Annotated in this window: 13 protein-coding genes; 9 read left to right on the top strand and 4 right to left on the bottom strand. The window is 72.1% G+C overall.

The genetic code is table 11. The annotated features are described in order from the left end of the window. Positions 1-85: 85 nt before the first annotated feature. Positions 86-949 (bottom strand): alpha/beta fold hydrolase, encoded by an 864-nt coding sequence (locus IE096_RS17685; RefSeq protein WP_189452721.1) that lies wholly within the window; start codon positions 947-949, stop codon positions 86-88. Between the two features lie 88 nt (positions 950-1,037). Here IE096_RS17685 and IE096_RS17680 point away from each other — a divergent pair, with 88 nt between their 5' ends. The 3 genes from IE096_RS17680 (at position 1,038) to IE096_RS17670 (ending at position 3,671) form a co-directional block, all read left to right on the top strand. Then, positions 1,038-1,943, top strand: coding sequence for a LysR family transcriptional regulator (locus IE096_RS17680; protein ID WP_126914348.1), 906 nt, complete (start codon positions 1,038-1,040; stop codon positions 1,941-1,943). A gap of 109 nt (positions 1,944-2,052) precedes the next feature. Further along, the gene (locus IE096_RS17675) at positions 2,053-2,616 is read left to right on the top strand and encodes a cysteine dioxygenase family protein (protein WP_189452719.1); all 564 of its coding nucleotides are present in this window, start codon (positions 2,053-2,055) and stop codon (positions 2,614-2,616) included. After that, positions 2,616-3,671: a YeiH family protein gene (locus IE096_RS17670; RefSeq protein WP_189452717.1), complete on the top strand. Its 1,056-nt coding sequence runs from the start codon at positions 2,616-2,618 to the stop codon at positions 3,669-3,671. Before IE096_RS17675 ends, IE096_RS17670 begins: the two co-directional genes overlap by 1 nt. A gap of 37 nt (positions 3,672-3,708) precedes the next feature. On the opposite strand, the gene IE096_RS17665 is transcribed toward IE096_RS17670, so the two are convergent. Beyond that, on the bottom strand, positions 3,709-4,302 hold the full coding sequence (locus tag IE096_RS17665) for a hypothetical protein (RefSeq protein WP_189452715.1): 594 nt from the start codon (positions 4,300-4,302) through the stop codon (positions 3,709-3,711). Between the two features lie 238 nt (positions 4,303-4,540). Between IE096_RS17665 and IE096_RS17660 the strand changes: the two genes are divergently transcribed. Both IE096_RS17660 and IE096_RS17655 read left to right on the top strand, forming a co-directional pair. Then, entirely contained in the window at positions 4,541-5,950 is a 1,410-nt protein-coding gene (locus IE096_RS17660) for an MFS transporter (RefSeq protein WP_189452712.1), read from the top strand. A 189-nt stretch (positions 5,951-6,139) separates the two neighbouring features. Then, positions 6,140-7,927, top strand: a complete 1,788-nt coding sequence (locus tag IE096_RS17655; protein ID WP_189452711.1) for a DEAD/DEAH box helicase — start codon at positions 6,140-6,142, stop codon at positions 7,925-7,927. Positions 7,928-7,993: 66 nt separating this feature from the next. On the opposite strand, the gene IE096_RS31985 is transcribed toward IE096_RS17655, so the two are convergent. Then, on the bottom strand, positions 7,994-8,971 hold the full coding sequence (locus IE096_RS31985; protein WP_189452709.1) for an LAETG motif-containing sortase-dependent surface protein: 978 nt from the start codon (positions 8,969-8,971) through the stop codon (positions 7,994-7,996). Positions 8,972-9,265: 294 nt separating this feature from the next. Between IE096_RS31985 and IE096_RS17645 the strand changes: the two genes are divergently transcribed. Both IE096_RS17645 and IE096_RS17640 read left to right on the top strand, forming a co-directional pair. Beyond that, entirely contained in the window at positions 9,266-9,907 is a 642-nt protein-coding gene (locus IE096_RS17645; RefSeq protein WP_189452707.1) for an IclR family transcriptional regulator, read from the top strand. A gap of 228 nt (positions 9,908-10,135) precedes the next feature. Continuing rightward, positions 10,136-10,927 (top strand): S16 family serine protease, encoded by a 792-nt coding sequence (locus IE096_RS17640; RefSeq protein WP_126914340.1) that lies wholly within the window; start codon positions 10,136-10,138, stop codon positions 10,925-10,927. A gap of 107 nt (positions 10,928-11,034) precedes the next feature. Here IE096_RS17640 and IE096_RS17635 read toward each other — a convergent pair whose 3' ends face one another. Next, on the bottom strand, positions 11,035-11,499 hold the full coding sequence (locus IE096_RS17635) for an Lrp/AsnC family transcriptional regulator (RefSeq protein ID WP_126914339.1): 465 nt from the start codon (positions 11,497-11,499) through the stop codon (positions 11,035-11,037). Between the two features lie 124 nt (positions 11,500-11,623). Between IE096_RS17635 and hppD the strand changes: the two genes are divergently transcribed. Continuing rightward, positions 11,624-12,766 carry a 4-hydroxyphenylpyruvate dioxygenase gene (gene hppD / locus IE096_RS17630; RefSeq protein ID WP_189452705.1) on the top strand — a complete coding sequence of 381 codons (1,143 nt, stop codon included), beginning with the start codon at positions 11,624-11,626 and terminating at the stop codon, positions 12,764-12,766. A gap of 129 nt (positions 12,767-12,895) precedes the next feature. Beyond that, positions 12,896-14,320 (top strand): FAD-binding oxidoreductase, encoded by a 1,425-nt coding sequence (locus IE096_RS17625; protein WP_189452703.1) that lies wholly within the window; start codon positions 12,896-12,898, stop codon positions 14,318-14,320. The last annotated feature ends 7 nt before the right edge of the window (positions 14,321-14,327 follow it).

Below are 14,327 nucleotides of genomic sequence, written 5' to 3'. Positions count from 1 at the left end.
ACCCCGGCCCCGCTTCAATGGTGCGGTCGCCACTGTCATATGGCGGACATACGCCAGCCATGCCCCCGTACCAAGGACGGCGCCCTCACGCGCTCACCCCCCGCAGGAACTCGTCCACCAGCGGCCGGAACATCTCCGGCTCGTCGACCCACGGGAAGTGACCCACCCCGTGCAGCGGGCGCGTCACGCCGCGGGGGAAGGAGGCGGCGACGAGTTCGCCCGCGCGCATGCCGGTGACGGCGTCCAGGTCGCCCGTCACCACCAGGGCGGGGCAGTGGACCTGGCGCAGGCCGCGGAGCAGGGTCAGGCGCAGGGGCTCGTCGACGCCCTGCCAGAAGGCGGCGCGGGGGACGGGGTTGAGCTGGTCGGGCTCGGTGGCGGCGTGGGCGCGCTGTTCGGCGTCCCAGCGGCCGTAGGCCATGGGGGCGGCGCGGCGGAGGAGGGAACGGACCTCGGCGAGGTTGTCGGCGGTGGCCAGGGAGTGGACGGCGACGTAGGCGTCGACCCACCAGTCCTCGGTGGCGCGGGACTCGAAGATCTCCTCGGCGTCCGTGGGGAGTTCGCCCTGGAGCCGGGAGCCCGGGGCGATCAGCACCAGGTGGGTCAGGTGCTCCCCGTGGGTGGCGGCGTAGGCCTGGGCCGTGGCGCAGGCGGCGTCGTGGGCGAGCAGAGCGAAGCGTTCCAGGCCGAGGTGGACGCGGAGCGCCTCGACGTCCTCGGCGAGGGCGGGGAAGGCGTAGCCGGCCACGTCGGGGGAGGGCGGGGAGGCGCCCGTCCCGCGGCTGTCGGGGACGACGAGCGTGTGATGGGCGTCCAGGCCGCCGAGGTCGCCGAGGTAGGCGGCGTCACGGCCGGGACCGCCCGCCAGGCAGACGACGGGCGGGCCGGCGCCCTCGCCGAGGACCCGGTAGGCCAGTTCCACCGAGTCGTATGAGGTGTAACGATTCATAAGTCCACCATGCCGGAAATGTTGATTGATCCAGAAGCAAGCCACCCCTCCTCCTCCCCCTATCCCAAATTCCGCTTATGATTCCGGCGTGTTCGACTCCCGGCACATCAAGACGTTCCACGCGGTCGTCACCGCGGGCTCCTACTCGGCCGCCGCCCGGGCCCTGGGGTACACCCAGCCCGCGATCACCCAGCAGATGAAGGCGCTGGAACGAGCCGTCGGCACGCCGCTGTTCACCCGGGTCGGGCGCAGGATGCGGCTGACCGAGGCGGGCGAGGCCCTCGCGCGGCACGCGGAGGTCATCCTCGACAGCCTGACCGCCGCGCAAAGGCAAATGAGCTCCCTGACCCGGCTGCGCGCCGGGCGGGTGCGGGTGTGCGCCTTCCCCAGCGCGGGAGCCACCCTCATACCCGAGGCGCTGGCCCGGCTGGCGGCCGACCACCCGGGGGTGCGGGTCGAACTGCAGGAGGGCGAGCCGCCGGACTCGCTGCGCCGGCTGGTGCGCGGCGAGTGCGACATCACCCTCGCCTTCACCTACCCCGGCCTGCACGAACAGGTCCCCGACGAGCTCGTCGAGATACCGCTGTTCGAGGACCAGCTGACGGTCCTGCTGCCGATAGGCCATCCGCTGGCCCGCCGCCGCGCCGTCAAACTCGCCGATCTGGCGGAGGAGCGCTGGATCGCCGGCTGTCTGCGCTGCCGCACCAATTTCCTCCACGAGTGCGCCGAGCAGGGCTTCGCTCCGGACATCGCGTTCACAACGGACGACAACCTCGTCGTGCAGTCGCTCGTCGCCGAGGGGCTGGGAGTGGCGATGATGCCGGGGCTGGTGTTGTCCTTCCTCCGGCACGACAAGATCACCGGACGGGCCCTCGACCCGGCCTGCCGGCGGCAGGTCTCCGCCTACGTCCTCCGCGAGCACCTGCGCATCCCCGCCACGGCGCTCGTCCTCGACGAGCTCAAGGCCGTCGCGGCGCGCCGGGTCGGGTGCTGAGTCCCGGCCGCGGAGGTCACGGACGCCGGCGGATCCATAAGCGCGTGTTGGTGGTCGGGTTAAGAACTGTCGTTGGACGTGATGGATCCGGCGCCCCGACGCTGCACCCATGACCACCCCCACCGCACCCCCGACGACAGCGACGACCGCTCGCCTCGGCCGGCTCGTCGACGAGATCCGCGAGACCGTCGGCCGCGGCCTGGCGCCCGACGCGACGGCCTACCTCGTCGGCGAGCGGCTCGCGGCCCACCTCGGCGCCCCGGACCTGCTCACCCCCGAGCAGTGCGAGGGCGACCCCGACCGCTACCGCCAGCACATCCTCCACGCCGAGGCCGACGGCAGCTTCTCCGTCGTCGCGCTCGTCTGGATGCCCGGACAGCGGACCGCCATCCACGACCACGTCTCCTGGTGCGTCACCGGCGTCCACCAGGGCACCGAGAGCGAGCGCCGCTACCGCCTCGTCCCCGACGTCCCGACCGCGCGCCTCGTCGCCACCGAGGACGTCGTCAACCGGCAGGGCGACGTCTGCGGCTTCGCGCCGCCCGGCGACATCCACCGGGTGCGCAACGCCTGCTCGAGCATCGCCATCTCCCTCCACGTCTACGGCGCCGACGTCTCCCGCCTCGGCTCCAGCGTGCGGCGCGTGTACGACCTGCCCGCCGACGAGTTCTGATGGCGGTCGTCGACTCCCGGACCGCCACCCGGCCGGCGCCCGTCCCCCGGGCGAAGGCCGGACCGGGCAAGCTGCCCGGCCTCGCCATGGCCGCCGCCGGCGTGGCCCTCGCCTGGGGCACCCACCGGCTCGTACCCGCCGTCCCCATGCTCACCGCCGCCGTCGTCCTCGGCATCGCCGCCGCCCACCTGCCCGGCGTACGGACCCGGGTGCGGGGCGTCGGCAAGCCGGGGCTGACGCTGGCCGGAAAGCGGCTGATGCGCGTCGGCATCGTGCTGCTGGGACTCAAGCTGAGCCTCGACGACGTGCTCGGGCTGGGCTGGGCCACCGTCGCGATGGTATTCGCCGTGGTCGCCGCGACCTTCTTCGGCACGCTGTGGCTCGGCCGCCGGCTCGGGCTGCGGGGCGACCAGCCACTGCTGATCGCCACCGGCTACTCCATCTGCGGGGCCTCCGCGATCGGCGCGGTCAGCGAGGTGTCGGGCAGCGACGAGGAGGACGTCGCGACGTCCGTGGCGCTCGTGACGCTGTGCGGCACCCTCGCCATCGCCGTCCTCCCGCTGCTCCACCACCCGCTGGGGCTCGGCGACGCGGCGTTCGGACGGTGGGTGGGCGCGAGCGTCCACGACGTGGGACAGGTGGTGGCGACCGCGCAGACCGCCGGGCCCGCCGCCCTCGGCGAGGCCGTCCTCGTCAAGCTGATGCGGGTGGCGCTGCTGGCACCCCTGGTCGCGGCGGTGGCCATGGCCGTACGACAGCGCCGCGCCGCCGCCGGTGCGCCCGCCGAGGGCAAGCGGCCCGCGCTCGTCCCCCTCTTCGTCCTCGGCTTCCTCGCCATGGTGGCCCTCCGGACCACCGGCCTGCTGCCGGGTGGCGCGCTGGACGCGGCCGCGCACGCGCAGGAACTGCTGCTCGCCGCCGCCCTCTTCGGCCTGGGCAGCGCGGTGCACCTGCCCTCGCTCGTCCGGACGGGCGGCCGGGTCGCGGCGCTGGGGCTGTGCTCGTGGGTGGTCGTCGCGGGCGTGTCGTACGGGGGCGTGCTGCTCACGACGTGAGGGGTGCGGGGGAGCGTCCCCCCGCACCCCCGGGGCGTCACGAGCCGGAGAGCTCGACCATCTCGATGATCTTCTTGTCCGGGCCGAGCGTCACGTTGTAGTAGTTCTGGCCGGCGCACCATTCCTTGTGGTCGGCCTTGCTCTGGTTGTCGTACTGCTGGTGGTTCGGGTCCGCGCACTCCTTGACGTGGCCGATGCCCGAGAGGGTCTTGTCGGTGGGCTTCGTCGGGCGGACCTGGGGGCCGTCCAGGCTGAGAACGGTCACCTTCGCGTTCTCGTTGTCGAAGGCGTAGGTGTACGTCGGGCCCTCGGGGCGGTAGAAGGCGCCTTCGTCCATCTTCGTGTTGCAGGACACCTTGGCGTCCTGCGCGATGATGTTGTTCATCGCGCCTTCGACGGAGTTCACCTTGATGAGCTTGTGGCCCTTGGGCAGCGGGGCGCAGGGGTCCTTGTAGTCGCTCTTGTCCTTGCTCTTGCCCTTGTCCTTGCCGTCGGCGGGCTGCTGCGACGGGGCCGCGCTGGCGGAACCCTTCTCGTCGTTCTTCCCGCCCTCGTCGGTGGGGCCGCAGGCGGTCAGCGCGAGTGCGCCGGAGACGACCAGCGCGGCCGTGACGACATGACGAATGGACATAAGGGATTCCCCCAGCGAGCTGAACTGTCTATCTGAACCGGCCGGAAGCATATGGGCATGAGCATGGCGGAAAGTCGCCTGTTTGCATGGCCATGATCAATCTGGGACCGAACCACGACGGACCCGTGTCCGACCCGTGGCCGAGCCCCGCCCGACCGTGCGACTAGGCCTCAAGGCCGAGTGGATCTCCGCCGCACGACAGGGGTCAAACCGGCTTTCGCCACTTACTGTGAAGGCCATGACCGCCGCCGATCCCATATCCGCCCCCCAGGCCGCAACGGACACAGCGGAAGGCGTTCTCGGACGCCGCCACCGCGCCCTCACCCTCGGCATCGTCTCCGTCGTCTCCCTCATCGCCTTCGAGGCCAGCGCCGTCAACACGGCGATGCCCGTCGCGGCCCGCGCGCTCGACGGCATCGGGCTGTACGCCTTCGCCTTCTCCGCCTTCTTCACCGCGAGCCTGTTCGCGATGGCGCTGTCGGGGGAGTGGTGCGACCGCGCCGGCCCCCTCATACCCCTCTTCACGGGCATCGCCGCCTTCGGCACCGGGCTGGTGGGCGCGGGCGCCGCGCAGGAGATGTGGATGTTCGTGGCCGCGCGCGGCATGCAGGGCATCGGCTCCGGGCTCGTGATCGTCGCCCTGTACGTGGTCGTGGGACGGGCCTACCCGGAACGGCTGCGGCCCGCCGTGATCGCCTCCTTCTCCGCCGCCTGGGTCGTCCCCGTGATCGTGGGACCGCTGGTGGCCGGGACGGTGACCGAGCGGCTCGGCTGGCGCTGGGTGTTCCTGGCCATCCCCGTGCTGATACTGCTGCCGCTCGCCGTGATGCTCCCCGCGCTGCGCGCGCTGCCGCCGGGGAGGAACACGGGCGCGATGGACCGGCGCCGGATCCTCCTCGCCCTCGGCGTCGCCGCCGGGGCGGGACTCCTCCAGTACGCGGGCCAGGACCTCCGTCCGCTCTCCCTCCTCCCCGCGGCCGCCGGGCTCGCCCTCCTCGTGCCGTGCGTCCGGCGGCTGCTGCCCGCCCGCACCTTCCTGGCCGGGCGGGGGCTGCCCTCCGTCGTGCTGCTGCGCGGCCTCGCGCAGGGCTCCTTCCTGGCCGCCGAGACCTTCGTCCCGCTGATGCTCGTGACCGAGCGCGGGCTGTCGGCCACGCTCGCCGGGCTGTCGCTCACCGGAGGCGGGCTGACCTGGGCCCTCGGCTCGTTCACCCTGAGCCGCGCCCGGCTGGAGCCCTACCGCGAGCGGCTGATGAGCCTGGGCATGGCGGTGCAGGCGCTCGCCGTGGCGGTGGTGCCGCTGGTGCTGATCGACGCGGTGCCGGTGTGGCTGGTGGCCGTCTGCTGGCTCCTCGTCGGATACGGGATGGGGCTGACGATCTCCAGCGTGGGCGTCCTCACGCTCCGGCTGTCGCGGCCGGGCGAGGAGGGCACGAACGCGTCCTCGCTCCAGGTGTCGGACGCGCTGGGGAGCGTGGTGCTGGTGGGGCTGGCGGGGGTGCTTTTCGCTCTGGCCGGGGGGTCTTCGTCCGCGGCCGCGCACGACACGGCCGCACCGGCCGGGGCGTTCGTGGCGGTGTTCGTGCTCTCGGCGGGGGCGGCGCTGGCGGGGGCGTACGTGGCCACGCGGCTGCGGCCGCGGGGGTAGGCCGTGGGGGAGGCCCGTTTCCCGGGGGCTCCGCCCCCGGACCCCCGCTCCTCAAACGCCGGAGGGGCTGGATTTCAGCTGTGAGGTCCGTCCCACCGCCGGGTGGACCCGGCACGTAGCACACGGACGGCGTTGCCGACGCGGGTAGGCTGACGCGGTTGCCGACCGCCGACCCCACCGACGGAGACCGTGACTACCACCACCGCGAATCACCATCTCTCACCCGCCTTCCCCGGACGGGCACCCTGGGGTACCGCCAACAAGCTGCGTGCCTGGCAGCAGGGCGCCATGGAGAAGTACATCCAGACGCAGCCCCGCGACTTCCTCGCGGTGGCCACCCCGGGCGCCGGCAAGACCACCTTCGCCCTGACCCTGGCCTCGTGGCTGCTGCACCACCACGTCGTCCAGCAGGTGACCGTCGTCGCACCGACCGAGCACCTGAAGAAGCAGTGGGCCGAAGCGGCCGCCCGCATAGGCATCAAGCTCGACCCCGAGTACAGCGCCGGGCCCCTGGGCCGCGAGTACCACGGCGTCGCCGTCACCTACGCCGGCGTGGGCGTGCGCCCCATGCTCCACCGCAACCGCTCCGAGCAGCGCAAGACGCTCGTCATCCTCGACGAGATCCACCACGCGGGCGACTCCCGCTCCTGGGGCGACGCCTGCCTGGAGGCCTTCGAGCCGGCCACCCGCCGCCTCTGCCTCACCGGCACGCCGTTCCGCTCCGACACCAACCCCATCCCCTTCGTCACCTACGAAGAGGGCGACGACGGCATCCGCCGCTCCTCCGCCGACTACACCTACGGCTACGGCAACGCGCTCGGCGACGGCGTCGTCCGCCCGGTGATCTTCCTCTCCTACAGCGGCAACATGCGCTGGCGCACCAAGGCGGGCGACGAGCTGGAGGCCCGGCTCGGCGAGCCCATGACCAAGGACGCCGTCTCCCAGGCCTGGCGCACCGCCCTCGACCCGCGCGGCGACTGGATGCCGAACGTGCTGCGCGCCGCCGACCGGCGGCTGACCGAGGTCCGCAAGTCCATCCCGGACGCGGGCGCGCTCGTGATCGCCTCCGACCAGGAGTCCGCGCGCGCCTACGCCAAGCTGATCCGTGAGATCACCGGCGAGGGCGCGACGCTCGTGCTGTCCGACGACAGCGGCGCCTCCCAGCGCATCGACGACTTCGCGCAGTCCGACGACCGCTGGATGGTCGCCGTCCGCATGGTGTCCGAGGGCGTGGACGTGCCCCGCCTGGCGGTCGGCGTCTACGCCACGACGATCTCCACGCCGCTGTTCTTCGCCCAGGCCGTCGGCCGCTTCGTCCGCTCCCGCCGGCGCGGCGAGACGGCGTCCGTCTTCGTCCCGACGATCCCCACGCTGCTGACCTTCGCCAACGAGATGGAGGTCGAGCGCGACCACGTCCTCGACAAGCCCAAGAAGGAGGGCGAGGAGGACCCCTACGCCGAGTCCGAGAAGGAGATGGACGAGGCGAACAAGCAGCAGGACGAGGACACCGGCGACCAGGACCAGCTCCCCTTCGAGGCCCTGGAGTCCGACGCCGTCTTCGACCGCGTGCTCTACGACGGCGCCGAGTTCGGCATGCAGGCCCACCCCGGCAGCGAGGAGGAGCAGGACTACCTCGGCATCCCCGGGCTGCTGGAGCCCGAGCAGGTGCAGCTACTGCTCCAGAAGCGCCAGGCCCGGCAGATCGCGCACAGCCGCCGCAAGCCGGACGAGCAGGCGGACCTGCTCGAAATCCCCGCCGAGCGGCGACCGGTCGTCACCCACAAGGAGCTCCTGGAACTCCGCAAGCAGCTCAACACGCTGGTGGGCGCGTACGTCCACCAGAGCGGCAAGCCGCACGGTGTCATCCACACCGAGCTGCGCCGCGTGTGCGGCGGCCCGCCGAGCGCGGAGGCCACGGCGGGGCAGCTGACCGATCGCATCAACAAGGTGCGGGAGTGGGCTACGCGCATGCGGTGACGCTCGCGCTGTGCGGTTCGCACGAGGAAGGGGTGCCGCCCTGGTAGGGCGGCACCCCTTCGCGTGTCAGCCCTGCGCGTTCGCGCGGCGGCGGGTCGCGACGACCATGCCGGCGCCGGCGATGATCGCCGCGGCGCCGCCCGCGGCGATCCACGGGGTGGCCGGGTCGGACCCGGTCGCGGCGAGCTCGGTGCGGCCGCCGTTGGCGGTGGTACCGGAGCCACCGGAGGTGGTGCCGGCTGCGGCGGCGGTCGTCGAGGACGACGCGCTCGGACTGGCGCTCGCGCTCGCGCTGGCGGAGGGCTTGGTCTTGCCGCCGGGGGTCGTCTTGCCGGACTCGGTCGCGGTGGGGGAGGCCGAGGCGGTCGAGCTCTTGCTCGGGTCGGGCTTCGGCTTCGGCTCCTTGGCGGCCAGGACGGAGAAGCCCTGCTCGGCCGTGGCAATCACATTGTTCCCGGCCGTCACCCGGAGGCGGGCCTCGTGGGCCGGGGTCTGCTTGTCGAAGCTCAGCTGTACATCGAACTTCGCGATCTGACCCTTCTTCAGCACGTGGGTGCTGAGCGAGCCGGAAACCATGAAGGCGGTCTTCTTGGCGTCGGTGTACGACGTGGTCAGAGGGGCCACCGGCACCCAGCGGGCGTCCGGGCCCTCCGGCTGCCAGAGCTTGATGGCGTAGTCGTCGGCCTTGCTGCCATCGGGCTTGGTGGGGATGTAAAGGACTTGCGGCGTGAAGGACACGTCCTGGTCGCCGTTTTGGTTGTCGTACCAGATCTGGAACGTCACCGGGCTGTCCGCGCCCGCCCGGAGGGACTTCGGGATCCCGTGCACCGAAACCGGGATCTGGGGCGCGGCCTTGTTCTTGTCGCTCGTCTCCGCCTTCGGAGCCGGGTTCGTGTCCGCAGGGGCAGCCACCCCGCCGTCCTGCTGGGTCGTCGTCTGTCCCGTCGTGGCCGGCTGCTCCTCGGCGACCGCCGGCGTGGTCAGGAAGAGGGCCGGGGTGATGACACCGGCCGCCACGATCGTGGCTATTCGGGAAATCTGCATGGCGATCACACTAAAGCCCCGCAATGCCAATAGCCCCCCTGGATTACCTTCCCCACAAAGCGGATTGCTCAATTCCCCTCCCCGGTGCCCGGATTGTGGGCAGACTCTTCCGCTGAGCGGACCGGCGGCGCTACCGTGCCGGTCACGCACACGCCCCGTGGCAGCGCCGCCGCGGAGCGCAGCCGGACCATAACGACAAGCCGCCGGCGGCCTCTCCTCGCGCGCTGCCGGAACGGGACCGGCGGCGCGACCCCCACCGCGACGGGAGCCGCCACTCATCGGAGGAGGGGCGTCGTGACCGCGGAGACTTCGCAGACGCTCGATCGGGGACTGAAGGTCCTCAAACTGCTAGCGGACACCGACCACGGACTGACCGTCACCGAGCTGTCCACCCGGCTCGGGGTCAACCGGACCGTTGTCTACCGGCTCCTGGCCACCTTGGAGCAACACGCGCTCGTCCGCCGGGACATAGGCGGCCGGGCCAGGGTTGGCCTCGGCGTGCTGAGGCTCGGTCGGCAGGTGCACCCGCTCGTGCGGGAAGCGGCCCTGCCCGCCCTGCGCTCGCTGGCCGAGGACCTGGGAGCCACCGCCCATCTCACCCTCGTCGACGGGGCCGAGGCGCTCGCGGTCGCCGTCGTCGAGCCGACCTGGACCGACTACCACGTCGCCTACCGCGCCGGGTTCCGCCACCCCCTGGACCGCGGCGCGGCCGGACGGGCCATCCTCGCCGCCCGCCGCGGCGAGGTCGACAACCCCGGCTACGCCCTCACCCACGGCGAGCTCGAGGCCGGGGCGAGCGGGGCCGCCGCACCCCTGATCGGGGTGTCCGGCCTTGAGGGGAGCGTCGGAGTGGTGATGCTCGCCGACTCCGTGCCCCCGAGGGTCGGCCCCCGCGTCATGGAGGCCGCGAAGGAGGTGGCCGACGCCCTCCGGTAGCCGGTGGCCCACCGGCGCAAGGGGGCGGGGCGGGGCGGACGGGCCCTGGTAGGGGCGTGAAGAGCTCTTCGCCGCTGGAGACACCTGCGGGGCGACCAATCCCGCGATACCAGGCACCGCGAAGAGCTCAGCCCCGTAAGGGCCCGTCCGACCCGACCCGCCCCCGACTCGTACCCCCAGGCGGTCCCGGATGCCGCGTACACCCACCGCGTGAATTAGATTCGCAGCATGCCAGCCGCCCCCACCCGCGTCCTCGCCGTCTGCGCCGCGCCCGTCGTCGCCCTGCTCGCCGTGGCCGCGCTCGTCCCCCTGCCGTTCGTCATCGCCCAGCCGGGCTCCACGACGGCGAACGTGCTCGGCCTGCACAAGGACAAGCCGGTCATCACCATCTCCGGCGTCCCGACCCGCGAGACGAGTGGGCAGCTGCGCATGACCACCATCGAGGCCACCGGTCCGGATACCGAGATCGGCCTGACCGACGTGGTCGACAGCTGGTTCCGCAGGGACCGGGCCGTGATGCCGCGCGACGCGGTCTACCCCCCGGGGCAGTCCGACACGGAGATCGAGAAGCACAACGTCGCGGAGATGAAGAAGTCCCAGGACGCCGCGGCCGAGGCCGCCCTGCGCTATCTCCACCGCTCGCCCAAGGACGTGAAGGTGGAGCTGAGCCTCGCCGACGTCGGCGGGCCCAGCGCCGGCCTGCTGTTCACCCTGGGCATCATCGACAAGATCGCCGGTGACGGCCGGGGCGGCGACCTGACGGGCGGCCGGGTCATCGCGGGCACCGGCACCATCGCCCCGGACGGCAGCGTCGGAGCGGTCGGCGGTGTCTCCCTCAAGACCCAGGCGGCCGGGCGCGACGGCGCCACCGTCTTCATCGTGCCGAAGGGCGAGTGCTCCGAGGCGGGGGCCGAGCTGCCCAAGGGCATGCGGCTGATCCCGGTCGACACGCTGAGCGACGCCGTCACGTCCTTGAAGGCGCTGAAGGACGGGGGCCGCGTCCCCTCCTGCCCGGCCTGAGCGCTCCGGTCCCGTCACCGCGGGCCGGTGGGGGCTGGTCGCGCCCACGCGGCGGCAGCCGCATATCGACACCGCCCCGCGCCCCTTCGGGGCGCCACCGCACCGCGTCAGTCCTCCGACGCCTGCTGCACCAGCGGGATGATCCTCAGCGGCACCGGGTTCTCCATGACGATCGCCGTGGACGCCCGCACGATCCCCTCGAAGCCCACCACCCGGTCGATCACCCGCTGCAGGTCCGCGTTCGAGCGGGCCACCAGCCGGCACAGCATGTCCCCGTGCCCGGTCGTCGTGTGGAGCTCCAGCACCTCGGGCACCGACGCCAGGTGCGTACGGACGTCCGCGCCCTGCCCCTGCTTGATCTCCAGCGTCGCGAACGCGGTCACCGGATAGCCCAGCGCCGCCGGGTCCACATCCGGGCCGAACCCCCTGATCACCCCCTGCGACTGGAGCCGGTCCAGCCGCGCCTGCACCGTACCGCGCGCCACGCCGAGGCGCCGTGAGGCCTCCAGCACCCCGATCCGGGGCTCCCGGGCGAGCAGCTCGATCAGCCGCCCGTCCAAACGATCGATCACCCTGATGCTCCTTTCGTGGTCATCCTGCACAGATCGTCCGGGGCTTCTCGACCGCCTCTATGCATAATGCCCAGTGAAATCGCAAACTATTGCGCACCTTGTGGTTCGGAGAGACTCTTCGCCCATGACTCAGACCACCGATCACACCCCGCACACCGCACGGCAGGCCGACCCCTTCCCGGTCAAGGGGATGGACGCGGTCGTCTTCGCCGTCGGCAACGCCAAGCAGGCCGCCCACTACTACTCCACCGCCTTCGGCATGAAGCGCGTCGCCTACTCCGGCCCGGAGAACGGCAGCCGTGAGACCGCGAGCTACGTGCTGGAATCCGGCAGCGCCCGGTTCGTCTTCACCACCGTGATCAAGGCGAGCACCGAGCACGGACGTTTCCTCGCCGACCACGTCGCCGAGCACGGCGACGGCGTCGTGGACCTCGCCATCGAGGTGCCCGACGCCCGGGCCGCGTACGCCTACGCCATCGAGCACGGAGCCACCGGTCTCGCGGAGCCGTACGAGCTGAAGGACGAGCACGGCACCGTCGTCCTCGCCGCCATCGCCACCTACGGCAAGACGCGCCACACGCTCGTCGACCGCTCCGCCTACTCCGGCCCGTACCTGCCCGGCTACGTCGCCGCCGAGCCCATCGTCGAGCCCACGCCCCGCCGCTTCCAGGCCATCGACCACTGCGTGGGCAACGTCGAGCTCGGCAAGATGGACCAGTGGGTGAGCTTCTACAACAACGTCATGGGCTTCACCAACATGAAGGAGTTCGTGGGCGACGACATCGCCACCGAGTACTCCGCGCTCATGTCGAAGGTCGTCGCGGACGGCACCCGCAAGGTGAAGTTCCCGCTCAACGAGCCGGCCATCGCCAAGAAGAAGTCCCAGATCGACGAGTACCTGGAGTTCTACAACGGCCCCGGCGTCCAGCACATCGCGCTGGCCACCAACGACATCGTCGCGACCGTACGGGCCATGCGGGAGGCGGGCGTTCAGTTCCTGGACACCCCCGACTCCTACTACGACACCCTCGGCGAGTGGGTCGGCGAGACCCGGGTGCCCATCGACACCCTCCGTGAGCTGAAGATCCTCGCCGACCGCGACGAGGACGGCTACCTGCTCCAGATCTTCACCAAGCCGGTCCAGGACCGCCCCACGGTCTTCTTCGAGATGATCGAGCGCCACGGCTCCATGGGCTTCGGCAAGGGCAACTTCAAGGCCCTCTTCGAGGCGATCGAGCGGGAGCAGGAGAAGCGCGGCAATCTTTAGCCTCGCGGCGTGGCCCGCCGGGACGCGGTCGTTTCGGCTGCGGACCGGCCTTGGCCGGTCGCGCAGTTCCCCGCGCCCCTTCGGGCGCGCGATCTTTCCGGCGGGGGCGCTCGGTGGCAGGGTGGGCCCATGGGTGATCTCATCGATCAGTTGCGCACAGGGCTCCCCGCCGAAGCCGTCCTCACCGACCCCGACGTCACCGGCTCCTACGCCAAGGACATGGCCGGCTTCTGCGAGGCCGGCGTCCCCGCCGTCGTCGTCCTGCCACGCACCGTCGAGCAGGTCCAGCACGTGATGCGCACCGCCACCGCCCTCCGGGTCCCCGTCGTGCCGCAGGGCGCCCGCACGGGGCTGTCCGGCGCGGCCAACGCCGTCGACGGCTGCGTCGTCCTCTCCCTCGTCAAGATGGACCGCGTCCTGGAGATCGACCCGGTCGAGCGGATCGCCGTCGTCGAACCCGGCGTCGTCAACGCCGTCCTCTCCCGCGCCGTCGCCGAGCACGGCCTGTACTACCCGCCCGACCCGTCCAGTTGGGAACAGTGCACCATCGGCGGCAACATCGGCACCGCCTCCGGCGGGCTGTGCTGCGTCAAGTACGGCGTCACCGCCGAATACGTCCTCGGCCTGGACGTCGTCCTGGCCGACGGCCGGCTGCTGACCACCGGCCGGCGCACCGCCAAGGGCGTCGCCGGGTACGACCTCACCCGCCTCTTCGTCGGCTCCGAGGGCAGCCTCGGCATCGTCGTACGGGCCGTCCTGGCGCTCAAACCCGCGCCGCCCGCGCAGCTGGCGCTGGCCGCCGAGTTCCCCTCCGTCGCCGCGGCCTGCGAGGCGGTCCGCAGCATCATGGCGCGCGGGCACGCGCCGTCCCTGCTGGAGCTGATGGACGCCACGACCGTACGGGCCGTCAACTCCCTGACGCGCATGGGCCTCCCGGAGACCACCGAAGCCCTGCTGCTCGCCGCCTTCGACACCCCCGACCCCGCCGCCGACCTGGCCGCCGTCGCCGAACTGTGCCGCGCCGCCGGCGCCACCGAGGCCGTCCCCGCCGAGGACGCCGCCGAGTCGGAACTGCTGCTGCAGGCCCGCCGGATGTCCCTCCCCGCGCTGGAGCGGCTGCGGCCCGCCACGATGATCGACGACGTGTGCGTACCGCGCTCCCGGCTCGCCGAGATGCTGGACGGGACCGCCGCCATCGCCCGCGAACACGGCCTGACGATCGGCGTCGTCGCCCACGCGGGCGACGGCAACACCCATCCCGTCGTCTGCTTCGACCCCGCCGACGCGGACGAGGCACGACGCGCCCGGGACTCCTTCGACGCCATCATGGCCCTGGGGCTGGAGCTGGGCGGCACCATCACCGGCGAGCACGGAGTGGGCCTGCTGAAGAAGGACTGGCTGGTCCGGGAGGCCGGGCCGGTGGCGATGGAGCTCCAGCGCGGCATCAAGGCCGTCTTCGACCCGCTCGGGCTGCTCAACCCCGGCAAGGTCCTCGATCCGGGCCTCGGTCCAGGCGAGGTCCTCGACCCGGCGGCCGGGGGCGCGGGGGAGTGACCGCGGG

Origin of the sequence: Streptomyces abikoensis (genome assembly GCF_014648775.1) — a bacterium.
GTDB classification, from domain to species: Bacteria; Actinomycetota; Actinomycetes; order Streptomycetales; family Streptomycetaceae; genus Streptomyces; species Streptomyces abikoensis.
The sequence above is the reverse complement of the archived record's forward strand: the minus strand, read 5'-3'. Positions and strand labels throughout refer to the sequence as shown.